This window comes from Mesorhizobium sp. AD1-1, from assembly GCF_020164655.1.
Lineage (GTDB): Bacteria > Pseudomonadota > Alphaproteobacteria > Rhizobiales > Rhizobiaceae > Mesorhizobium > Mesorhizobium ciceri.
On record NZ_JAIUGP010000013.1, the window covers coordinates 1 to 21,567 of the forward strand.

A 21,567-nucleotide genomic window follows, 5' to 3' on the forward strand; every position below is an offset into this window, starting at 1 on the left:
CTCTTGCCGGAGCGCGCACCGCCGATGAGGAAGGTCAGTGTCTTGCGATCAGGCAAAGCTGTCGCGCAGGCTGGTCGCGGTGCCGGTGAAGCGGCCGCGCACCACGCCGACAACCGCGCCGAGCACCAGCCAGAACACCAGATTGGTCACGGTCACCGCCACCACGAACTGGTGATGCAGCCCTTCCGGAATCGCCGTCTCGTAACTGTCGGGCTGCGGTGCCCCGACAACATGCGGTGCGACGATCAAAAGGACGGCAAGGATCGCCAGCGGCAGCGACTTGCGGAACGCGATCAGGCCGAGACCGGCAGCGGTTGCCGCCACCGTTGCCCACCACCAGATCTGGCGCTGGGTGAGATCGGCGGCCGGCATGGCCGGCAGTTCCGGCGGCAGGCCGAGGCCCGGTGCCAGCGTGAACACGGCAAAGCCGGCCAGGCCCCAGAACACGCCCTGGCGCCAACCACCGATGCCGCCGGCGAATTCGGAAACCGCGACCAGGATCAACCCGAAGCCGATGCCGGTGACGATGTTGGCAAGCACGCTGAAGGCGAAACGCTCGAAACCGTCTGCCGGCGCCCAGCCCTCGTCTTCCGCCGCAGCAGTCGCTTCGGCAGGGGCCGGAGCGGCTGTGCTCATGGCATTGCTATTCGTTGCTGCCGGAGCGGCATGGTCATGGTGATGCCCGCCGCCCACCTGTTCGTAGACTTCCGCCTTCAGGATCAGCGGCACGGTCGCATAGGCCTGCATGCAGGCAAGAACGACGCCGGCCACGAGCCCTGCGATCGCCGCGATGAACACGACGTTGCGAAACAGGTTCATGATGTCAGCCCCTCGTCAGTGGCAGGGAAATGCCATCGAATGGCGATAGTCGTGAGCCGCATTGTGGACCGCATCGATATGCGAGAAGCCGACAAAGCCCATCACGAAAATGCCGAGCAGCGCGGCGAGCGCGAGCTGCATGAAGCGCGACTGCGAGGAGACGGAAGCGCCGAGGGAGACGGAAGCGGTAGTCATGTCTTGTCCTTTCGCCCTCCACCCGAGGGCATCGAAGTCAGTTTCCTGTCGCCGGCAGGTCTCCTGGCTCACGGATCAGCGTCCTTCCCCACCTTCCCGAAGAAAAATCTTCAGTGGCATATGGAGAGGACTACCGCACACAGTTGCGGGGGCAGCCACGGCATTGGGCGAAATCCGCCCTTACCGCATTCCCTCTTGGCTCCAAAATGGAACCGGCGACACCGGCGACTATAGGCAGAATCCTCGCGTCCGGCAAACCAAATTCCGCCGGCGACCGTTGCGAATGCGCCATGAAGGTCAAAGCGATTTCGGCAGATAGCGCCACGTCACGAAGCCGCAGACCGCCGCCAGCAGGCCAAGCGTGACGAACACCGAGCCCAGGCCGAAGAAGGCCAGCACCACCGAATAGACCAGCGGCGGCGTCAGCTCGGAAAAGTCGAGATATGTGCGATAGACCGCCGCCATCTGCGATCTTTCATAGGAGCGCACCGAGCGCATGAAGACGGTCGAGCCGAGCGCGTCGAGTGCAATGGTGAAGAAGGCGCCGCAGAGCAGGAAGGCGCCGGTGAGCAGCGGCACGGTTTCGCCGACGAAGCCCGCCGCCAGAAGCGCGGCCGACATGGCGAGATAGGCAAATGTCATGGTCCTGCGGCCGCCAAAGCGCTTTCCCGCCTTGCCCCAGAAAATCGCCATGAACAAAAGCGCGTTGCCGGCCGAAACCAGCAGGCCGCCGGCCAGCTTGCCCTCACCCGTAATGACCATGAACAGCGGCCCATAGACGAAGAACGTCGTCCAGAAACAGGAGCGCCCAAACGCGATCAGCCAGGCCAGCCTGAGCCTGGGCTGGGCGATGAAGCGGCCGATATTGGCGAGCGGATTGGCTGGTCGCGTCTTGCCGGGACGGATCGACGGGTTGTCGCCGAGCCGGTAGGTCCAGAACAATGCCAGCAAGGCTAACGCGAACACGGCCACCGCGCCATGCGCGGCATAGACGCCGAAGCGCGTGTAGAGGAAGATGCCGAGCGTCGGCCCACCGGTCCAGGCCAGCATCGACCACGCCATGCGCAGCGATTCGGCCTGCATGAAGTCGGTCTTGCGGATGTGGTCCATGATGTAGAGGTTGAGCGTGATCGACAGCGCGCTGGCGCCCATCACCCGGCACAGCATGCCGGCCAGTTGCCCGGCAAGCGTGTCGGTGACGAAGAACAGCGAGCCGATGGCCAGCAGGCAGGCGCCCGCCGTGTAGACCCAGCGCCGGGCGAAACGGCGGATCAGCATCGGCATGAACAATGTCACCGACAGGCCGAGCATCGCCACGACGGTGTAGAGGATCGAGACGATCTGCTCGTTGTGCAGGATCTCGTAAGCCTGGATCGGGATGACGCTCGACACCGTGGCGCGGGCGAAGGATTCGACCGCATAGAGCGAAGCGAAGGTGCGCGCGTCCGCGGCCTTGAGGGCCGGTAGCCAGATCGGATGGCGCACATGGGTGGACATTGCTTTCCCCGAAGCAGATTCACCGGGTCAAATCTGCCGTGGCGACCTCAGCGCCAATAAGAGGAAACCGACGTGCATCCGGCAAAAGCGAAGCCGGCCAAAGGCTTTCCGGCACTGGCCCAATGCCGCGGCTGATCCGGCGCTATCGGCAGGGTTGCCGGTCTTCTTTTGTCCCGGGCAACCGTGATAGTCCTCCAGCGGGGCTGAATCAGAATGCGAGACCATGAGCATCCAAACGCCGACCGCACCCGTTCAGGATCGACCAAAGCGCATCGTCGCCATCGACATCGTGCGCGGCATCGCGCTGATCGCCATGGCAAGCTACCATTTCACCTGGGATCTGGAGTTCTTCGGCTACACCGATCCCGGCCTGACCGCCTTCGGCTGGTGGAAGATCTACGCGCGCTGCATCGCCTCGACCTTCCTGTTCCTGGTCGGCGTCAGCCTGTATCTCGCCCACGGCCGACAAATCCGCTGGAACGGCTTCTGGAAGCGGTTCGCCATGGTCGCCGGAGCCGCGATCGCGATTTCGGTCGTCACCCGCATCGCCACTCCGGACGGCTTCATCTTCTTCGGCATCTTGCACGAGATCGCGCTGGCCAGCCTGCTCGGTCTCGCCTTCCTGCGCCTGCCGGCGCTGCTGGCGCTTGTCGTCGCCGCGCTCGTTATCGCCGCCCCCGTCTATCTGCGCTTCGAGGCCTTCGATCACCCATGGCTGTGGTGGGTCGGCCTGTCGGCGACCAATCCGCGCTCCAACGACTACGTTCCGCTGTTTCCGTGGTTCGGCGCCGTACTTGCGGGCATCGCGGTGACGAAACTCGCGGCAGGTGCCGGCCTGCTTGCCAGGCTTGCCAATCTGGCGCCCGGTCGCTTGGCCAACCCGCTGGTCTTCATCGGCCGGCACAGCCTGGCTTTCTATTTGATCCACCAGCCGCTGCTGATCGGCTGCGTCTGGCTGTTCTCGCAGATCATGCCGGCGCAGGTCGAAACCCCGCAGGTGAATTTCCTCAAAACCTGCCAGCTGTCCTGCGAGCAGTCGCGCGACACCGAGTTCTGTACGAGCTACTGTGTCTGCATGCTCGATACGCTCGAGGGCGAGTCCACGCTTGATAGGCTCTACAACAACGATCAGACTGCGGAGTGGAAAGCGCATTTGTCCGATCTCGCCGGCATGTGCACCGCCAAGACCGACAGCAAGTTGATGGAGGGAGGGGCCGAATGACCGAGAACCAGCCGAAGCCGGGGCTCATACCGTGGCCGCCGCTGATCTACATCGCCGCCATCGCCGTCAGCATCGCACTGGGCCTGCTCTATCCCCTGCCCTGGATCGGCGACCTGCTGGGCGATATCCTGTTCGCGGCCGGCTGGGTGGCGCTGTTTGCCGTCGCCGCACTCTGGTTCACCGCGATCCGCACCATGATCCGGGCCAAGACCACGCTCAACCCCAACGCTGTACCCGATCACCTGGTCACCACGGGTCCCTTCGGCGTCACCCGCAATCCGATGTATCTGGCCAACACGCTGCTGTTGATCGGCGTCGCCTTTGTCTCGGGCATCGTGTGGTTCCTGCCGCTGGCGTTCATCGCCGCCTATGCCACGCAGAAGGTGGCGATCGAAGGCGAGGAAAAGGTGCTGGCGGCAAAATTCGGCAAGAAATACCGCGACTACGCCAAACGCGTGCGCCGCTGGATTTGAGCTGGCTTTCAAGCGGCCAATCTCCCCCCTCGTGGGGGAGATGTCCGGCAGGAGAGAGGGGGCGCTGTCCCTCAAACTCTCTGCCTACGTATTCACGCCAAGCTCCACCAGCCGCTCCACACAAGACTCCTCGGCCTGGTCGAGTTCAGCCAGCGTCTCCTCGAGGTCGCGGCGTTTCTGCCGGAGATCCTCGCGCTTTTCCTCGATGCGCTTGATCATCAGGTTGAGCTGGCCGACTTCGCCGGGCGGCTCCTTGTACATCTGGATGATTTCGCGAATCTCGTTGATCGAGAAGCCAAGCCTTTTGCCGCGCATGATCTGGCGAATGAGCTGCCGGTCGGAGGGGCGAAACAGCCGCGTGCGGCCGCGCCGCACCGGCTGCACCAGCCCTTCGTCCTCATAAAAGCGCAGCGTCCGCGTCGACACGTCGAACTCGCGGGTCAACTCGGTGATCGAATAATATTCTCGCATTGCCACTCCCACACGCCGAAACACCGGGTCGATCGCCATGGCGGCGTCACCCTTCTGTCCCGAACCAAAACCCATGCCATGCCGGAATCGACATGGCGCCCCGCGCGAGCCTCGCACGGCATTTACGTAAAAGTCAATTGAGCCAAAAGGCGTGCCCTCAGGGCACGCCGAACCACCACGTGGCAATGCCGAGAAATGCAAAGAAACCGACGACGTCGGTAACCGTGGTGACGAAGACCGCCGAAGCGACCGCCGGATCGACCTTGAAACGATCGAGCAGCAGCGGGATCAGGATGCCGGCCAGGGCGGCCACGAACATGTTGATGATCATCGCCGCCGCGATGATCCCGCCCAGATTGGGATCACGGAACCAGGCTGCCGCGACGATGCCGATCAGGATGGCGAAGACGATGCCGTTAATGAAGCCGACACCCATCTCGCGGCGAATGATGCGGCCGGCATTGTAGATGTCGAGATCCCTGGTCGCCAACGCCCGCACGGTGACGGTCATGGTTTGCGAGCCGGCATTGCCGCCCATGCCCGCGACGATCGGCATCAGCACCGCCAGTGCCACGATGTGTTCGATCGTGCGGTCGAACAGGCTGATCACCGACGCCGCCAGGAACGCGGTCAGAAGGTTGATCAGCAGCCACGGAACGCGTGAGCGCGAGGTCGAAAAGATGCTGTCGGAAAGCTCTTCGTCGCCGACGCCGCCCATGCGCATCAGATCTTCCTCGGCCTCCTGCTGGATGACGTCGACGACATCGTCGATGGTCAGAACGCCAACCAGCCGTTCGTTCTCGTCGACGACCGCGGCCGACAAAAGATCGTACTGCTCGAATTCCCGCGCCGCCTCTTCCTGGTCCATGGTGGCCGGAATGGCGTGCCGCGTCTCGTGCATCACCTCCTCGACCTTGACCGAACGCTTGGTGCGCAGGATCTGGTCGAGGTCGATGGCGCCGAGCAGCTTGAAGCTCGGATCGATGACGAAGATCTGGCTGAAGCGCTCGGGAAGATTGTTGTCCTCGCGCATGTAGTCGATGGTCTGGCCGATCGTCCAGAACGGCGGAACCGCGACGAACTCGGTCTGCATGCGGCGGCCGGCCGTCTCTTCGGGATAATCGAGCGAGCGGCGCAGCCTGATCCGCTCGGTGAACGGCAGTTGCGACAGGATCTCGTCCTGGTCTTCCTGGTCGAGATCCTCGAGAATGTAGACGGCGTCGTCGGAATCGAGCTCCTGCACCGCCTGCGCGATCTGCGCATTGGGCAGATTGTCGACGATCTCCATACGGATCGCCTCGTCGACCTCCGTCAGCGAGGAAAAGTCGAAATCGGCGCCCAGGAGTTCGACCAGCGCGCGGCGCTGTTCGGGATGCAGCGCCTCGAGCAGATCGCCGAGCTCCGACTGATGCAGGTCGTCGACTTCATGCTTGAGGGTCAGCGTGTCGCGGTCGGCGATCGCCGCGCCGATCCGCGCCAGGAAGGACGAAAGCACGGCGCCGTCCTCGCCATAGATGTCGGCGTGGTTGTCCTCGGCGGCCCCGGCGCCGGTCGTCCGTTCGTGCTCGCCTTCCACCAGCGCCTCCCGCCACAAGAATCCCGGAAAAGGTGCAAATCAGGTCTAGAGCATCGGACCCAAAAGGGGAAACCGGTTTTGGAGAATCCGACGCTCAAAAAGAAAGTGGCGTAAAGTGCGGGAATATCAACGAAATGCGTCCGGCCCGCAGCGGGCGAGACCGGCACAAATCGGATTATGGGAAGAGAATGGTGCGGTCGAGAAGACTCGAACTTCCACGGGTTGCCCCACAGCGACCTCAACGCTGCGCGTCTACCAATTCCGCCACGACCGCACGTGGTAGAGCCGGAACCGACCGGCTCGCGGCGTGTAGCAAATCGTTTCCGGTGAAACAAGTGCACGGCAAGCAATAATGTCAGGCGATTGGCATAATGCTCCACAGGGCCCGAACGCAGCGCCGGAACTGGACGTTTGCGCCTGATATCGCCATATGGAAGGCAAGTTGATGTCGCCCAAAGGTGCGAGGCGTTTTTGGGCGCGCCATGGACAAACGAAAAGACGACGCCATGACCGAACGCAGCCAGATCGCCACGTCGTTCCTGCCGCTTCCCGGCTCAGCACCGGTCGAATGGCTGATCGAGCCCGGCCTTACCGCCTATCCCGAGGCACTTGCCTTCATGGAGGCGCGCGCCGAGGCGATCCGCAGCGGGGCAGCCGGCGAAATGGTCTGGCTGGTCGAACACCCGCCGCTCTACACGGCCGGCACCAGCGCCCGTGGCGAGGATCTGATCGACGCCAGCCGCTTCCCGGTGTTTGCGGCCGGCCGCGGCGGCGAATACACCTATCATGGGCCGGGCCAGCGGGTCGCCTACGTCATGCTTGACCTGAAGCGGCGGCGCGAGGACGTCCGCGCCTTCGTCGCGGCGCTCGAACAGTGGATCATCGGCACGCTCGCCGCCTTCAATGTGCGGGGCGAGCGCCGCGAGGACAGGGTCGGCGTCTGGGTCGTGCGGCCGGATCGCCCTGCTTTGCCGGACGGCTCGCCGGCGGAGGACAAGATCGCGGCCATAGGCATCCGGCTGCGGCGCTGGGTGAGCTTTCACGGCATCGCCATCAATGTCGAGCCCGATCTCGACCATTTCAGCGGCATCGTGCCTTGCGGCGTGCAGGACCACGGCGTCACCAGCCTCGTCGACCTAGGCCTTCCCCTGACCATGGCCGATCTTGACCTGGCGTTGAAATCCGCCTTCGAGGATGTGTTCGGTCCCGCCACGGCCTTGCCTGTCGAAGCGGCCCGCAAAGCCGGCTGATCCTTCCGGATCCGGTACGGCTCAAATCAGCTGGGCGGAGGCCCACAACACGCCATAGCCATGGATGGCGAACACCGCCAGCAACGCCGCCGCCATGGCCAGCCGGTCGATGGTGCGGATCGGCTTCAGCTCGTGACGCGGCTTGACCCCGCTGCTCATAGTCAGCAGGCTGAGGAGCGAAAACACCGCTCCCGTCGCGAGCAGGAAGGTGGCGGAAAAGCCGGCCTGCCAACCCACGGCCAGGAAAGCCGAGAGCAGGAGGAAGGAAGCCAGCGCCAGCGCGACCGGTCCCGGACAGATCTGGCGCAGCACCTGGCCGCCGTCGAACTTCCACACCGGCACCAGATTGGCGATGTTGAACAGTGCGGCGAAGCCCGCCAGGGCCGCCAGCAGGGCCGCCGCCAGCCGGTGACCTTCCGCGCCGGCAAAGGTGCTTGCTGCGATGGCGATCGGCACCAGGAAGGCCGAAAAGCCGGCGCCCATCAATGCCACGAAAGCCACTTCGAAACGGCTGTCATAGGGCCGCCCGCCAATGGCAATGCCGCCGAGCAGCGGAATGAAGATCATCCGTGCACGGTTGTGGCCCATCAGCCGGAACGCTGCCATATGGCCAAGCTCATGCAGGGCGACCACCGATGTGAGGATCGCGGCCAGTGCCAGACCGCCGAAGTGAAGGCCGAAGAATGGCCACAGGATCAGCGCCGAAAGCCCGGCAAAGCCGACCTGGCTGAGCGGATGCTCGAACCAGCCGCCCTTGCGATACTTTCCGGTCCGCGCCCAGCGCTGCAGCTTGGAGAGTTCGCGGCGCAGGGCGAAATAGCGGAACACCAGGAAGGCAACGCCACGATAGCGATCGGTCTGGCTGAGCGTCACCCGCGTGCTGTTGCCTTCCGAAACGAGTTCGGCGGTTTCGCGAAAGTCCTTCCAGAACGAAGCGTCGAGTGCCGTATCCTCGATGACACGCATCGAGAAGCGGCTGCCTTCGACGACGTCTTCAAACCGCGACTTGCGTTCGATCGGCTTGCCGTCGCGACCTTCCCAGGACAGCGTGATGCGGGCCACGCCCTCGCCGTCCGGGGCCTCGGCGGACAGGATCTCACCGGACCAGCCGGCATCGCTGCCGAGCGGCCACAGCGCCTGCCAGAGGCGCTGCCGATCCATCGCCACCAGACGGGTCAGCCGGACCGTGCGCAAACCAAGCGGCACCGTCATCAACAGAAAGATCAGCCCGAGATTGCTGGCCACCAGAATGGCCGTGACGATGGGCGACACCTGGACGTTGCTCCCTGTCTTGCCGGGGCACTCTAACGTCGCTGCGGCAAGAAAAGCTTAACGGCGGAGCGGTCTTCGACCGCATGGGACCCACGGCGGCGAACGCCGCCAAATCACATGGCTCCAATCCAGATCGCCATGGAGACGAGAAAGGTGCTCATGCAAACCAGTGAGATGACATCCTGAACCAGATCGGTCATAACTCTCTCCTGTTGTTGATATGTTCGTATTTTGTTCTAATTTTGTTTCAAAGTCAACGGACACAATCCGGCCGTGTCCGAATTTCCGGGCGATCAGATCGGCAGGGTTAAGAAAAGGTTGACGGGCGAACGACGGTTGCCCAGCGCCGACCAGGGCACGACGAGACTGGGGTCAGGCCGAGCCGAGAATGGTGGATTTCGAGAACCGGAGCGGAGCGTACTTTTGGGTACGTGAGCACCGTTCTACCGCAACGGGGTAGAACGGGAAGCGCAGGAAGCCGCCTTTCGCAGGCCGGCCTCACCCCAGTATCGCCGTGCCCTAGAGCGGCACCACTTTGCCGTCGGCCAACGTGACGCGCCGGTCCATGCGCGATGCCAGCTCGTGATTGTGGGTGGCGATCAGCGCCGCGAGGCCCGATTGCTTGACCAGCGCCGCCAGCGCCTCGAACACATAGGACGCGGTGACCGGGTCGAGATTGCCGGTCGGCTCGTCCGCCAGCAGTACCAGCGGCGCATTGGCGACCGCACGCGCAATGGCGACGCGCTGCTGTTCGCCGCCGGAGAGCTCGGACGGCCGGTGCGCCGCGCGTTTGCCGATCTGCATGTATTCGAGCAGCTGCGCCGCGCGCTCGGCCGCGTCCTTGCGGCTGAGCCCCTTGATGAGCTGCGGCATCATGATGTTTTCCAGCGCCGAGAATTCCGGCAGCAGGTGATGGAACTGGTAGACGAAGCCGACATCGTTGCGGCGGATCGCCGTGCGCTCGTCGTCGGACAGCCGCCCGCAGGCGCGGCCGGCCAGGATGACGTCGCCGGCGTCGGGACGCTCCAGCAGGCCGGCGGTGTGCAGCAGCGTCGACTTGCCGGTGCCAGACGGCGCCACCAGCGCCACCATCTCGCCGCGCTTCAGCGAGAAGTCCGCACCATTGAGAATGGTGAGCTTTCGCGGTCCCTGGACGTAGTGCCGCTCGACGCTCTTCAGCTCGATAATGACCTCGGCCACTATTCGTACCTCAAGGCTTCGACCGGATCGAGACGCGCGGCGCGCCATGCCGGAAACACCGTTGCCAGGAAGGACAGGCCGAGCGCCATCAGGACGACATAGGTCGTCTCGCGCGGATCCATCTTCGCCGGCAACTGGCTGAGGAAATAGAGTTCAGGATTGAACAGCACCTTACCGGTCATCCACGAGAAGAACTGGCGGATCGATTCGATGTTGGTGCAGATCAGTACGCCGAGCAGCACACCGGCAAGCGTGCCGGTCACGCCGATCGCCGCACCCGTCATCAGGAAGATGCGCAGGATGGCGCCGCGCGACGCCCCCATGGTGCGCAGGATGGCGATGTCGTGGCCCTTGTCCTTCACCAGCATGATCAGGCCGGAGATGATGTTCAGCGCCGCCACCAGCACGATCAGCGTCAGGATCATGAACATGACGTTGCGTTCGACCTGCAGCGCGGAGAAGAAGGTCTCGTTGCGCTGGCGCCAATCGACCATGTCGATCGGCCGCTGCGCCGCCGCCTCCACTTTCGGTTTCAGCGCATCGACATCGTCTGGATTGTCGACATAGATCTCGATCGTTTGCGCCCGCCCGTCCATGTTGAAATAAAGCTGCGCTTCGGAAAACGGCATGTAGACGATGGACGTGTCATATTCGGACATGCCGACTTCGAAGATCGCCGCGATCTTGTAGCCCTTCATGCGCGGCGTGGTGCCGATCGGCGTCACGTCGCCGTCGGGCGAAATCAAGGTGATGGTATCGCCAAGCGTCAGGCCGAGATTCTCAGCCATGCGCTTGCCGATGGCAACGCCCTCGCCAGAATCGAAATCGGCGATCGAACCCTGCTTGATGTTGCTGGCAACGATGGCGATCTTGCTCAGATCCTCGCCGCGTATGCCGCGAACCAGCGCTCCGGTTCCGCCGCCGACATTGCCTTGCGCAAGCACCTGGCCATCGATTAGCGGGATGGCGTATTTAACGCCTGCTACACCGTTGATGCGGCTGGCGACCTGCGCATAGTCCTCCAGCGGCGAATCGAGCGGCTGCACGATCAGGTGACCGTTGACGCCGAGGATGCGCGTCAAAAGCTCCGCCCTGAAACCGTTCATCACCGCCATGACCACGATCAGCGTGGCGACGCCCAGCATGATGCCGAGGAACGAGATCGAGGCGATCACCGAGATCACCGTCTCCTTGCGCCGCGAACGCAGATAGCGCCAGGCGACCATGCGCTCGAAGATGGAAAAGGGTCCGGCGCCGACCGATCTTGCCGCCACCGCCTCGCTCATGCGGCGACACCGAAGCGCTTCTTCGCGTCCGCGATAGGCAGCGTCTCGCGCTCGCCGGTCTTGCGGTTCTTGATCTCGATCTCGCCGGCGGCGACACCGCGCGGTCCGACGATCACTTGCCAGGGAAGGCCTATCAGGTCGGCGGTGGCGAACTTGCCGCCGGGCCGCTGGTCGGTGTCGTCGTAGAGCACGTCCTTGCCGGCGGCGACGAAAGCGGCATGCAGTTCGTCGCAGACGCCGTCGCACTCGGCGTCGCCCGCCTTCATGTTGATCAGTCCGATGTCGAACGGCGCCACCGCCTCCGGCCAGATGATGCCGTTGTCGTCATGGCTGGCTTCGATGATCGCCGCGACCAGCCGCGACGGACCGATGCCGTAGGAGCCGCCGGAGACGAAATGATCCTTGCCGTCGGGTCCGGTCACCTTGGCGCCCATGGGCTTGGAATATTTGTCGCCGAAATGGAAGATGTGGCCGACCTCGATGCCGCGCGCCGAAACCTTGTCGCTCTCGCCGATCTTCTCCCACGCCGCCTCGTCATGCATCTCGTCGGTGGCGGCGTAGGGCGTCGTCCATGTTTTGACGATGTCGGCGATCTCGGCGTCGTTGGCAAAATCGGTGTTGGCGCCGGGCACATCGAGCGCAAGATAGTCGCGGTGGCAGTAGACCTGGCTCTCGCCGGTGTCGGCCAGGATGATGAATTCATGGCTGAGATCGCCGCCGATCGGCCCGGTGTCGGCCCGCATCGGTATAGCCTGCAGCCCCATGCGCGTAAAAGTCCGGAGATAGGACACGAACATCCTGTTGTAGGCCGCCTTGGCGCCTTCGAAGTCGAGATCGAAGGAATAGGCGTCCTTCATCAGGAACTCGCGCGACCGCATGACGCCGAAGCGCGGCCGCACTTCGTCGCGGAACTTCCACTGGATGTGGTAGAGATTGAGCGGCAGGTCCTTGTAGGACTTCACATAGGCGCGGACGATCTCGGTGACCACTTCCTCATTGGTCGGGCCGTAGAGCATGTCGCGGTCCTGCCGGTCCTTGATGCGCAGCATCTCCTTGCCGTAGTCGTCATAGCGGCCGCTTTCGCGCCACAGATCGGCCGACTGGATGGTCGGCATCAGGATTTCCAGCGCACCGGCGCGATCCTGCTCCTCGCGGATGATGCGGCAGACCTTGTCCAGCACCCGCTTGCCGAGCGGCAGCCACGAGAAACTGCCCTGCCCCTGCTGGCGGATCATGCCGGCGCGCAGCATCAGCCGGTGCGAGACGATCTCGGCCTCGCGCGGATTTTCTTTGAGGATCGGCAGGAAATAGCGCGACAAACGCATGGACAGGTCCGTGAGTGAGGAGGGCCGCGTCAGAATCGGCGCGACTTTGGCTTGCTTGACCCGGCTTCATAGCCATTTCAAGGCGGAATGGGAACCCGGACGCTTCGGCCCGAAAAGCGGAATCGATTTCCAAAAAACATGGGTAGCCGGGATCAGAAGCGTCGCACCGCCGTTCGCCCGTCCAGAAGATCCATGGCGCTGCAAGGCCTCCCGGTCACTGTGCGCGTCTTGGTGATCGTTCGCCAAGCAACGCCTGCCACACTATTGTGCAGTGCAGCACGAGAATGCCCGTTTCAAGGCAAAATTCTTCGTGACATTTTCATTCGCCTTAGGCTAATGTACCTCGATAACCGAGAGGGCAGAAAAAAATCTGCTCTCCTACGCGGTCAAAGTCTTGGGAGGATGCGATCTAGGCGCGGTTACTCGCTGCCGCCGGAAACCGGAAACAGATCGGACGCGTTTAAATTGCAAGGCCTCGTGCCTTGCATTTTTTTTGTGCAATCATCTGCTTAGCGCAACGCGTTGCCAAACCACCTTACCCAGCGTCAGCGCTCGTCAGGCCGCAAAACGGCACGACATTCCCCGCCGAAACCCGCCCGGTTCCGACATATGAAAACGCCGTCGCTGGACAGTCTATTTAGCCGGCGTCTGGCTGAATTCCGGCACGATGTGCGGGATGTCGTTGAGGCTGTATCCCAGCCCATGCGTCAGGCCATAGAAAATGCCCATCAGGATCGCGGTGGCGATGGTGGTGCGGATCACGGCGCGCAGCATGTGAGGCCCACGCGGCGCGCTCGGAACCGTGCCCAGCGTCACGTCGTGATCGTCGTCCTGCGTCCTCACGCTGAACGGCAGCACGGCGAACAGCACCACCCACCAGGTCGCGAAAAACAGGGCGGTGAACGAAACCCAGCTCATGATTGCTCCAGTTCGATCAGCGTGCCGAAGAAATCCTTCGGATGCAGGAACAGCACCGGCTTGCCGTGCGCGCCGATCTTCGGATTGCCGTCGCCCAGCACGCGGGCGCCGGCGGCCTTGAGCTGATCGCGCGCGGCCAGGATGTCGTCGACCTCATAGCAAAGGTGATGCATGCCGCCGGAGGGGTTCTTCTCCAGGAAGGCGGCGATCGGCGATCCCTCGCCCAAAGGCTCCAGAAGTTCGACCTTGGTGTTGCCGACATTGACGAACACCACCGTCACCCCGTGCTCCGGCAGTGCCTGCGGCGCCGTAACCTCCGCGCCGAGCGTGTTGCGGTAGGCCGCTACGGCAGCAGCCAGATCCGGCACGGCAAGCGCGACATGGTTCAGACGTCCGAGCATAGGTTTTCCTCAGGGCAGTATGGCAATAGGGCAGTATGGCAATAGGGGAAAAGCTGACCTGCCTCGTATCGAAATCCCTACTGCCCTACTCCCTTACTGCCCTACTCCCCTCAGCGAGTGACGAACACCGTCACCAACGGCTTCTTGCCCCAGGCTTCGTTGGCGGCGCCGCGCACGGCGCGCCGCACTGCTTCCTGCACCAGGTCGAGGTCTTTTCGGCGCTGACGGGGGATCGAGTCCACCGCGCCGATTGCCGCATCGATCATCAGATCTTCCAGCGACTCGCCACGGCCATCGGCCTCGGCGACGCCGATGGCGACCAAATCGGGGTCGCCGGCAAGCTCATATTTGTCGTCCAACACGACATTGACCGCCACGTGGCCGGCAAAGGACAATTTGCGCCGGTCGCGGATGCCCATCGCCTGATCGGTGCCGATCAGTCTGCCATCCTTGTAGATACGGCCGAACGGCACCTGATCCATGATTGTGGCTGGGCCGGGAGCAAGCCTGAGCATGTCGCCGTCGCGCACCTGCGCCACCTGGCCGATGCCCGATGTCGACATCAGCGAGCCCTGCGCCACCAGATGTGCCGCCTCGCCATGCACGGGAACGCCGATCTGCGGGTGCACCCATTCATACATCTTGCGCAATTCGCTGCGCCGCGGATGGCCGGAGACATGCACCAGCGCATCGCCGTCCTCGATGATCTTGACGCCGAGGTCGATGAGACGGTTCTTGATCTCGAGGATCGCCTTCTCGTTGCCGGGAATCGTACGCGAGGAAAACACCACCGTGTCGCCTGCCGTCAGCGACACCGACTTCATCTCTTCGCGCGACAGCTTGGCCAGTGCGGCCAGCGGCTCGCCCTGGCTGCCGGTGCAGATGATGACCAGGTTTTCGCGCGGGATGAAACCAAAATCCTCCTCGGCGATGAACTCCGGCAGACCGTCCATGTAGCCGAGTTCTCCGGCCACATCGATGACCCGCTTCAGCGAACGGCCAAGCACCAGGCACTGGCGTCCGGCATCGCGCGCCGCTTTGGCGATCGAGACGATACGTCCGACATTGGAGGAGAACGTGGTGACGGCGACACGGCCCTTGGCAGCCTGGATGACGCCCTTGAGGCCCTCGCCCACAGCCACTTCCGAAGGCGACTCGCCTTCGCGCAGCGCATTGGTCGAATCGCAGATCAGCGCCAGAACGCCCTTGTCGCCATAGGCGCGGAAACGCGCCTCGTCGGTCTTCGGCCCGATCGTCGGCTCCGGATCGATCTTCCAGTCACCGGTATGGATGACGGTGCCTGCCGGCGAGGTGATCGCCAGCGACATCGGCTCGGGAATCGAGTGCGCGACCGGAATGGCTTCGATCTCGAAGGGGCCGACGGTGAATTTCTCGCCCGCCCGGTAGATCGTGACCGGTATTTTCGGTGCGCCCTGCTCGCCTTGCCGCTTGGCTTCCAGCAGGCCGGCGCTGAACGGCGTCATCCAGACCGGCGCCTTCAGCTTCGGCCATGTGTCGAGCAGCGCGCCGTAATGGTCTTCATGCGCATGCGTGATGATGATGCCGCGCAGATTGGCGAGGTTCTCCTCGATGAAGCGTGTGTCGGGCAGCACCAGGTCGACGCCCGGCAGGCTGGCATCGGGGAAGGTCACTCCGACATCGATGACGATCCATTCGCGCGCGCTGGGCGGCCCGTAGCCGTAAAGAGCGAAGTTCATGCCGATCTCGCCGACGCCGCCGAGCGGCACGAAGACGAGTTCGGCGTTTTCCGCTTTCGCCATGATTTTTCCCTTCCTGGCCCTCAGGCCAAGCTCAAAAGCAATTCCGGGAAAAGTGTGTAACGGTTTTCCCACCGGAGTTGCGCAAAAACAAACAGTTAGAACCGTTCATGAACGGCCCTATGCCCTGGCCGAAGCGACCGCGCCGAAATGCACATCGCCGGCGGCGATCGTCCGAACCGAACCTTCATCGTCGCGGATCACGAAACGGCAGTCCTCGTCAATGGTCTCAAACACCCCGCGCACCACATTACCGTCAATTCTGACGGCAACCTCGCCGCCGAGCCCCGCGGCACGATCAAGCCACCGTCGCCTGACGGCGGCAAGTCCGCGCCCCTCATCCCACAATCGGGCATTCTCGCTCCAGGCATCCGACAGCGCCAGGAACAGTGTTTCCGCATCGCATGCCGCGCCCAGCGCGCGCAAGGAAGTTGCGGGATACGGCAAATCCTCAGGGTATGCCACCACATTGACGCCGATGCCGACCGCCACTCCGAAACGGCCGCCCTCGAGGATTGCCGATTCCAGCAGGATGCCGGCCAGCTTGGCGCCGGAGGCAAGCACGTCGTTCGGCCATTTCAGCTCGAAACGGTTTTTTCCTTCGCTGCCACCGTCGAGGCCAATGGCGATCCGGCCCTTCGGCACCACGGCATCGAGTGCATCGGCCAGCGCCAGTCCTGCGACGAAGCCCAACGTCGCGGCAAGGCGAAGCTCTGCCTTGGTGATGACGAGCAGCGTCGCCGCCAGGTTGCCTTCCGGGGTCGCCCAGACGCGGCCGCGCCGGCCACGCCCGCTTTCCTGCTTCTTGGAAACGACCCACAATTTGCCGGAGTCGCCTGCCCTTGCGTGGTCCAGTGCCAGCGCATTGGTGGAGCCGACGCTCTCATGCGCCTCGAGCCGGAACCCTTCCGACGCCGAGGTTGGAGCCAGCCGAAATGCCATGCCGTCTAGAAAAACGTCTTGGCGGCGGCTTCGGCATAGGTGCCGATCGGCCCACCGATCAACACGTAGAACAGCACGAAGGCGCCGGAGACGCCGAGCACGACACGCAATTCCGTCGCCATCGGCACGAAGCCGCCGACCGGTTCGTCGAACCACATGATCTTGATGATGCGCAAATAGTAATAGGCGCCCACTACCGAGGCCAGCACGCCGATGATCGCCAGCGCGTAGAGATTGGCGTTGATGGCGGCGAGGAAGACGTACCATTTCCCCCAGAAGCCGGCGAGCGGTGGAATGCCGGCGAGTGAGAACATCAGGATGGTCAGGATCGTCGCCATGACCGGATTGGTCGACGACAGGCCGGCCAGGTCGCTGATCTGCTCGACATTGCCTTCCTTGCGCCGCATGGCGAGGATGAAGGCGAAGGTGCCGAGCGTCATCACCAGATAGATCAGCATGTAGATGGCAACGCCGCGCACGCCGGCCTGGCTGTTGGCGGCAAGGCCGACCAGCGCGTAACCCATATGGCCAATCGAGGAATAGGCCATCAGGCGCTTGATGTTGGTCTGCCCGATTGCGGCGAAGGAGCCGAGTGCCATCGAGGCGATCGAGATGAAGACGATGATCTGCTGCCAGTCGGCGGCGATTGGCTTGAACGCGCCCATGGTGACGCGCACGATCAGTGCCATCGCCGCCATTTTCGGCGCCGCCGCCAGGAAGGCCGTCACCGGAGTCGGCGCGCCCTCATAGACGTCAGGCGTCCACATGTGGAACGGCACCGCGGAAATCTTGAAGGCAAGGCCGGCCAGCACGAAGACGAGGCCGAAAACGAGGCCAAGCTGGCGCTCGCCGCTGCCGAGTGCCGTGGCGATTTCCTGGAAGCCGGTGTTGCCGGTGTAGCCGTAGACCAGGCTGATGCCATAGAGCAGCATGCCCGACGACAGCGCACCGAGAACGAAATATTTGAGGCCCGCTTCGGTCGAGCGCAGATTGTCGCGGTTGATCGCGCACAGCACATAGATCGCCAGCGACTGCAGCTCGAGGCCGAGATAGAGGCCGATCATGCTGTTGGCCGAGATCATCAGCATCATGCCGAGCGTGCACAGCAGGATCAGCACCGGATATTCGAACTTGTCGAAACGCTCCGCCTTGGCGAAGCGCATCGACATCACCAGCGTCACCGCCGAGCCAACCAGTGCCAGCACCTTCATGAAGCGGCCGAAGGAATCCTGGATGAAGGCATTGCCATAAGCGCTGCCCTGCCCGGTTCGGAAGATCAGCCAGGCGCCCGCGATCGCCAGCACGGCAACCGCAAGGCCGGTTACCGTGTTGGCCGTGTTGGCGCGCGAATAGGCTCCGACCATCAGCAGCGCCAGCGCGCCGACGGCAAGGATCAGCTCTGGCGTCGAGAGCGACAGGCTGGAGAGAAGGTCCGGCGTCATGGTTCGCAAAACCTCTGGTCAGTTCGCCGCCGCGGTCTGCGCGGCGCCGATGGATGCAGTGACATTGGTGACGAGCGACTTGACCGATTGGGCCGTCGCGTCGAAGACCGGGGCGGGATAGACGCCGAAGAAGATGACCAGCACGACCAGCGGGTAGATGATCACCTTCTCGCGCGGCGACAGGTCGAGCAGTCCCTTAAGGCTCTCCTTGGTCAGTGCGCCGAAGATCACCCGGCGGTAGAGCCAGAGCGCGTAGGCGGCCGACAGGATGACGCCGGTGGCGGCGAAGAACGCCACCCATGTGTTGACCCGGAACACGCCGAGCATGGTCAGGAACTCGCCGACGAAGCCGCTGGTACCGGGCAGGCCGACATTGGCCATGGTGAAGATCAGGAACACCGTGGCGTATTTCGGCATGTTGTTGACCAGCCCGCCATAGGCCGCGATCTCACGTGTGTGCATGCGGTCGTAGATGACGCCGACGCACAGGAACAGCGCGCCGGAGACGAGGCCGTGGCTGAGCATCTGGAAGATCGCGCCCTGCACGCCTTCCTGGTTCATGGCAAAGATGCCCATGGTGACGAAGCCCATATGGGCAACCGACGAATAGGCGATCAGCTTCTTCATGTCCTCCTGCATCAGCGCCACCAGCGAGGTGTAGATGATGGCGACGACGGACAGCGCGAAGACCAGCGGCGCGAACATTTCCGACGCCAGCGGGAACATCGGCAAGGAGAAGCGCAGGAAGCCGTACCCGCCCATTTTCAACAGGATGCCGGCCAGGATGACGGAGCCCGCCGTCGGCGCCTCGACGTGCGCGTCGGGCAGCCAGGTGTGCACCGGCCACATCGGCATCTTCACCGCGAAGGAGGCGAAGAAGGCAAGCCATAGCCAGGTCTGCATGTTGGCCGGGAAATTGTGGGTCAGCAGCGTCGGGATGTCGGTTGTGCCGGACTGGAAGAACATCGCCATGATGGCGAGCAGCATCAGCACCGAACCGGCGAGCGTGTAGAGGAAGAACTTGAACGAGGCGTAGACGCGCCGCTTGCCGCCCCAGACGCCGATGATGATGAACATCGGGATCAGGCCGGCTTCGAAGAAGACGTAGAACAGCACGATGTCCAGCGCGCAGAACACGCCGATCATCAGCGTTTCGAGCAGCAGGAAGGCAATCATGTAGGCCTTGACGCGCTTCTCGATCGATTCCCACGAGGCCAGGATGCAGAGCGGCATCAGGAAGGTCGTCAGGATGACGAACAGCATCGAGATGCCGTCGACGCCCATATGGTAGGAAATGCCGGAATCGAGCCAGGCGACCTTCTCGACGAACTGGAAGCCGGACTGCGAATTGTCGAATCCGGTCCAGATGAACAGCGAGATGATGAACGTGAAAGTCGTCGTCAACAGCGCGATGGCGCGGATGTTGCGGCGTGCATTTTCGCTGTCGTCATTGATGAACAGGATAAGCAGCACACCAACCAGCGGCAGGAAGGTGACCAGCGAGAGGATTGGCCAGGCGGTCATCAGAGCATCATCCAGGTGACGAGTGCGGCAACGCCGATCAGCATGGCGAAGGCGTAGTGGTAGAGATAGCCGGTCTGCAGCTTGACGACGCGGTTGGTGACATCGACGACGCGCGCCGAAATACCGTCGGGGCCGAGGCCGTCGATGACGGTGCCGTCGCCGGTCTTCCACAGGAAGTGGCCGAGGCGCTTGGCGGGCCGCACGAACAGGAAGTCGTAGAGCTCGTCGAAATACCACTTGTTGAGCAGGAAGGCGTAGAGCCCGCGATGCTGCGCGGCCAGGTTGACCGGCATTTCCGGCGAGCGGATGTAGAATTTCCAGGCCAGCGCGAAGCCGATCAGCATGGCGATAAAGGGCGACAGTTCGACCCACAGCGGCAATTCGTGGATGTCGTGCAGGATGTGATTGTCAGGCAATGTGAACAGCGATGCCTTCCAGAACTCGGCATAGCCCTCGCCGATGAAGACGTTGTGGAAGATGACGCCGGCAAACAGCGCACCCGCGGCCAGGATGAACAGCGGCACCAGCATCACCGGCGGCGATTCATGGACATGGTGCATCACCTCATGGCTCGCCCGCGGCTTGCCGTGGAAGGTCATGAAGATCAGCCGCCAGGAGTAGAAGGAGGTGAAACAGGCGGCGATGACCAAAAGCACGAAGGCCATGCCGGCAACCGAATTGTGGCCGGCAAAGGCGCTCTCGATGATGGCGTCCTTGGAAAAGAAGCCGGCGGTGCCGATGACCGTCACCGGAATGCCGACGCCGGTCAGCGCCAGCGTGCCGATCACCATCATCCAGTAGGTGGTCGGGATCAGTTTCCTGAGGCCGCCCATATTGCGCATGTCCTGCTCGTCGGACACGGCGTGGATGACCGAGCCCGAGCCGAGGAACAGCAGCGCCTTGAAGAAGGCATGCGTGAACAGGTGGAAGATCGCCGCGCCATAGGCGCCGACGCCGAGCGCCACGAACATGTAACCGAGCTGCGAGCAGGTCGAATAGGCGATGACGCGCTTGATGTCGTTCTGGACGAGACCGACGGTGGCCGCGAAGAAGGCCGTGAAGGCACCGATGAAGGTCACGACCGTCAGCGCCGAATGCGACAGTTCGAACAGCGGCGACAACCGCGCCAGCATGAACACGCCCGCCGTCACCATGGTGGCGGCATGGATCAGGGCCGAAACCGGCGTCGGGCCTTCCATGGCGTCCGGCAGCCAGGTGTGCAGCGGCACTTGCGCCGACTTGCCCATGGCGCCCATGAACAGGAGCAGGCAGACGATCGTCATGGCCGCCTGCTTGTCCAGCGCATGGCCAAGGAAAGTCAGCACCGCGGCACCCTGCGGTGCACCTTCGGCCGGGATGAACGTCGCCGCATTGGCGAAGATGGTGCCCAGATTGACCGAGCCGAACAGCACGAACACGCCGAAGATGCCGAGCGCGAAGCCGAAATCGCCGACGCGGTTGACGACAAAGGCCTTGATTGCCGCGGCATTGGCCGACGGCTTCTTGTACCAGAAGCCGATCAGCAGATAGGACGCCAGCCCCACCCCTTCCCAGCCGAAAAACATCTGCACGAGGTTGTCCGCCGTCACCAGCATCAGCATGGCGAAGGTGAACAGCGACAGATAAGCGAAGAAGCGCGGCCGGTTCGGATCGTGGTGCATGTAGCCGATCGAATAGATGTGGACCAGCGCCGACACGGTGTTGACCACCACCAGCATGACCACCGTCAGCGTGTCGATCCGGAGCGCCCAGGACGCTTCCAGCCCACCCGACTGTATCCAGCGCAGCACGGGCACGGTGAACACCTCGCCATGGCCGAAACCGACGGTGAAGAACGCGACCCACGACAGCACGGCCGCGACCACCAGGAAACCCGAAGTGATGTATTCGGACGCCTTGGCGCCGAGCGACGTGCCGAACAGGCCGACGATCAGGAAGCCGAGCAGGGGAAGGAAGACGATGGCCTGATACATGGT

General features: G+C 63.1%; 19 protein-coding genes, 1 tRNA gene and 1 riboswitch. Of the genes, 3 read left to right on the plus strand and 17 right to left on the minus strand.

The genetic code is table 11. The features are described from left to right. Positions 1-48: 48 nt before the first annotated feature. The 3 genes from LB519_RS22370 to LB519_RS22380 all read right to left on the minus strand — a co-directional run bounded on the left by LB519_RS22370 (position 49) and on the right by LB519_RS22380 (position 2,511). Positions 49-819, minus strand: coding sequence for a CbtA family protein (locus LB519_RS22370; RefSeq protein ID WP_063172412.1), 771 nt, complete (start codon positions 817-819; stop codon positions 49-51). Between the two features lie 15 nt (positions 820-834). Continuing rightward, positions 835-1,014: a CbtB domain-containing protein gene (locus LB519_RS22375; protein ID WP_013531117.1), complete on the minus strand. Its 180-nt coding sequence runs from the start codon at positions 1,012-1,014 to the stop codon at positions 835-837. 35 nt (positions 1,015-1,049) lie between these two features. After that, positions 1,050-1,246, minus strand: a riboswitch (cobalamin riboswitch). A 65-nt stretch (positions 1,247-1,311) separates the two neighbouring features. Then, positions 1,312-2,511 carry an MFS transporter gene (locus LB519_RS22380; protein ID WP_224621228.1) on the minus strand — a complete coding sequence of 400 codons (1,200 nt, stop codon included), beginning with the start codon at positions 2,509-2,511 and terminating at the stop codon, positions 1,312-1,314. 223 nt (positions 2,512-2,734) lie between these two features. On the opposite strand from LB519_RS22380, the gene LB519_RS22385 reads away from it, so the two are divergent. Both LB519_RS22385 and LB519_RS22390 read left to right on the plus strand, forming a co-directional pair. Beyond that, positions 2,735-3,733 carry a heparan-alpha-glucosaminide N-acetyltransferase gene (locus tag LB519_RS22385; protein WP_224621231.1) on the plus strand — a complete coding sequence of 333 codons (999 nt, stop codon included), beginning with the start codon at positions 2,735-2,737 and terminating at the stop codon, positions 3,731-3,733. Further along, complete coding sequence (locus tag LB519_RS22390) at positions 3,730-4,206, plus strand: methyltransferase family protein (RefSeq protein WP_024501351.1); 477 nt, start codon at positions 3,730-3,732, stop codon at positions 4,204-4,206. Before LB519_RS22385 ends, LB519_RS22390 begins: the two co-directional genes overlap by 4 nt. An 84-nt stretch (positions 4,207-4,290) precedes the next feature. On the opposite strand, the gene LB519_RS22395 is transcribed toward LB519_RS22390, so the two are convergent. The 3 genes from LB519_RS22395 to LB519_RS22405 all read right to left on the minus strand — a co-directional run bounded on the left by LB519_RS22395 (position 4,291) and on the right by LB519_RS22405 (position 6,527). Then, positions 4,291-4,677, minus strand: coding sequence for a MerR family transcriptional regulator (locus LB519_RS22395; RefSeq protein WP_013531113.1), 387 nt, complete (start codon positions 4,675-4,677; stop codon positions 4,291-4,293). A gap of 157 nt (positions 4,678-4,834) precedes the next feature. Further along, the gene (gene mgtE / locus LB519_RS22400; RefSeq protein WP_013531112.1) at positions 4,835-6,253 is read right to left on the minus strand and encodes a magnesium transporter; all 1,419 of its coding nucleotides are present in this window, start codon (positions 6,251-6,253) and stop codon (positions 4,835-4,837) included. Positions 6,254-6,442: 189 nt separating this feature from the next. Next, positions 6,443-6,527: transfer RNA gene (locus LB519_RS22405), tRNA-Leu, on the minus strand. Positions 6,528-6,759: 232 nt separating this feature from the next. On the opposite strand from LB519_RS22405, the gene lipB reads away from it, so the two are divergent. Continuing rightward, positions 6,760-7,503, plus strand: coding sequence for a lipoyl(octanoyl) transferase LipB (gene lipB / locus LB519_RS22410; protein WP_013531111.1), 744 nt, complete (start codon positions 6,760-6,762; stop codon positions 7,501-7,503). Between the two features lie 21 nt (positions 7,504-7,524). Here the strand turns inward: lipB and LB519_RS22415 are convergent, their stop codons facing one another. The 11 genes from LB519_RS22415 to nuoL form a co-directional block, all read right to left on the minus strand. Further along, positions 7,525-8,775 (minus strand): site-2 protease family protein, encoded by a 1,251-nt coding sequence (locus tag LB519_RS22415; RefSeq protein WP_224621233.1) that lies wholly within the window; start codon positions 8,773-8,775, stop codon positions 7,525-7,527. Positions 8,776-9,294: 519 nt separating this feature from the next. Continuing rightward, the gene (locus LB519_RS22420; RefSeq protein ID WP_224621307.1) at positions 9,295-9,978 is read right to left on the minus strand and encodes an ABC transporter ATP-binding protein; all 684 of its coding nucleotides are present in this window, start codon (positions 9,976-9,978) and stop codon (positions 9,295-9,297) included. Next, complete coding sequence (locus tag LB519_RS22425) at positions 9,975-11,261, minus strand: lipoprotein-releasing ABC transporter permease subunit (RefSeq protein WP_013531108.1); 1,287 nt, start codon at positions 11,259-11,261, stop codon at positions 9,975-9,977. The genes LB519_RS22420 and LB519_RS22425 overlap by 4 nt, the downstream gene beginning before the upstream one ends. After that, on the minus strand, positions 11,258-12,586 hold the full coding sequence (proS, locus tag LB519_RS22430; RefSeq protein WP_064993748.1) for a proline--tRNA ligase: 1,329 nt from the start codon (positions 12,584-12,586) through the stop codon (positions 11,258-11,260). Before proS ends, LB519_RS22425 begins: the two co-directional genes overlap by 4 nt. A gap of 633 nt (positions 12,587-13,219) precedes the next feature. Then, entirely contained in the window at positions 13,220-13,504 is a 285-nt protein-coding gene (locus tag LB519_RS22435) for a DUF1467 family protein (protein ID WP_013531106.1), read from the minus strand. After that, positions 13,501-13,905 (minus strand): methylmalonyl-CoA epimerase, encoded by a 405-nt coding sequence (gene mce / locus LB519_RS22440; RefSeq protein WP_063168232.1) that lies wholly within the window; start codon positions 13,903-13,905, stop codon positions 13,501-13,503. Before mce ends, LB519_RS22435 begins: the two co-directional genes overlap by 4 nt. 110 nt (positions 13,906-14,015) lie before the next feature. Continuing rightward, positions 14,016-15,686, minus strand: a complete 1,671-nt coding sequence (locus LB519_RS22445; protein WP_224621235.1) for a ribonuclease J — start codon at positions 15,684-15,686, stop codon at positions 14,016-14,018. 117 nt (positions 15,687-15,803) lie between these two features. Then, positions 15,804-16,625, minus strand: a complete 822-nt coding sequence (locus tag LB519_RS22450) for a biotin--[acetyl-CoA-carboxylase] ligase (protein ID WP_024501356.1) — start codon at positions 16,623-16,625, stop codon at positions 15,804-15,806. 5 nt (positions 16,626-16,630) lie between these two features. Continuing rightward, on the minus strand, positions 16,631-18,067 hold the full coding sequence (gene nuoN, locus LB519_RS22455) for an NADH-quinone oxidoreductase subunit NuoN (RefSeq protein ID WP_013531102.1): 1,437 nt from the start codon (positions 18,065-18,067) through the stop codon (positions 16,631-16,633). Positions 18,068-18,085: 18 nt separating this feature from the next. Further along, on the minus strand, positions 18,086-19,591 hold the full coding sequence (locus LB519_RS22460; protein WP_024501357.1) for an NADH-quinone oxidoreductase subunit M: 1,506 nt from the start codon (positions 19,589-19,591) through the stop codon (positions 18,086-18,088). After that, a complete protein-coding gene (nuoL, locus tag LB519_RS22465) occupies positions 19,591-21,564 on the minus strand; it encodes an NADH-quinone oxidoreductase subunit L (RefSeq protein ID WP_224621237.1) in 1,974 nt (657 codons plus the stop codon). The genes LB519_RS22460 and nuoL overlap by 1 nt, the downstream gene beginning before the upstream one ends. Positions 21,565-21,567 lie beyond the last annotated feature (3 nt).

Excerpts from the sequence above, each read along its gene's own strand:
- proS (WP_064993748.1), bottom strand. The coding sequence starts at position 12,586 with ATGCGTTTGTCGCGCTATTTCCTGCCGATCCTCAAAGAAAATCCGCGC.
- LB519_RS22390 (WP_024501351.1), top strand. The coding sequence starts at position 3,730 with ATGACCGAGAACCAGCCGAAGCCGGGGCTCATACCGTGGCCGCCGCTG.
- mce (WP_063168232.1), bottom strand. The coding sequence starts at position 13,905 with ATGCTCGGACGTCTGAACCATGTCGCGCTTGCCGTGCCGGATCTGGCT.
- nuoL (WP_224621237.1), bottom strand. The coding sequence starts at position 21,564 with ATGTATCAGGCCATCGTCTTCCTTCCCCTGCTCGGCTTCCTGATCGTC.
- LB519_RS22380 (WP_224621228.1), bottom strand. The coding sequence starts at position 2,511 with ATGTCCACCCATGTGCGCCATCCGATCTGGCTACCGGCCCTCAAGGCC.
- LB519_RS22435 (WP_013531106.1), bottom strand. The coding sequence starts at position 13,504 with ATGAGCTGGGTTTCGTTCACCGCCCTGTTTTTCGCGACCTGGTGGGTG.
- LB519_RS22375 (WP_013531117.1), bottom strand. The coding sequence starts at position 1,014 with ATGACTACCGCTTCCGTCTCCCTCGGCGCTTCCGTCTCCTCGCAGTCG.
- LB519_RS22460 (WP_024501357.1), bottom strand. The coding sequence starts at position 19,591 with ATGACCGCCTGGCCAATCCTCTCGCTGGTCACCTTCCTGCCGCTGGTT.
- LB519_RS22370 (WP_063172412.1), bottom strand. The coding sequence starts at position 819 with ATGAACCTGTTTCGCAACGTCGTGTTCATCGCGGCGATCGCAGGGCTC.
- LB519_RS22385 (WP_224621231.1), top strand. The coding sequence starts at position 2,735 with ATGAGCATCCAAACGCCGACCGCACCCGTTCAGGATCGACCAAAGCGC.
- LB519_RS22450 (WP_024501356.1), bottom strand. The coding sequence starts at position 16,625 with ATGGCATTTCGGCTGGCTCCAACCTCGGCGTCGGAAGGGTTCCGGCTC.
- LB519_RS22425 (WP_013531108.1), bottom strand. The coding sequence starts at position 11,261 with ATGAGCGAGGCGGTGGCGGCAAGATCGGTCGGCGCCGGACCCTTTTCC.
- lipB (WP_013531111.1), top strand. The coding sequence starts at position 6,760 with ATGACCGAACGCAGCCAGATCGCCACGTCGTTCCTGCCGCTTCCCGGC.
- LB519_RS22395 (WP_013531113.1), bottom strand. The coding sequence starts at position 4,677 with ATGCGAGAATATTATTCGATCACCGAGTTGACCCGCGAGTTCGACGTG.
- LB519_RS22445 (WP_224621235.1), bottom strand. The coding sequence starts at position 15,686 with ATGGCGAAAGCGGAAAACGCCGAACTCGTCTTCGTGCCGCTCGGCGGC.
- nuoN (WP_013531102.1), bottom strand. The coding sequence starts at position 18,067 with ATGACGCCGGACCTTCTCTCCAGCCTGTCGCTCTCGACGCCAGAGCTG.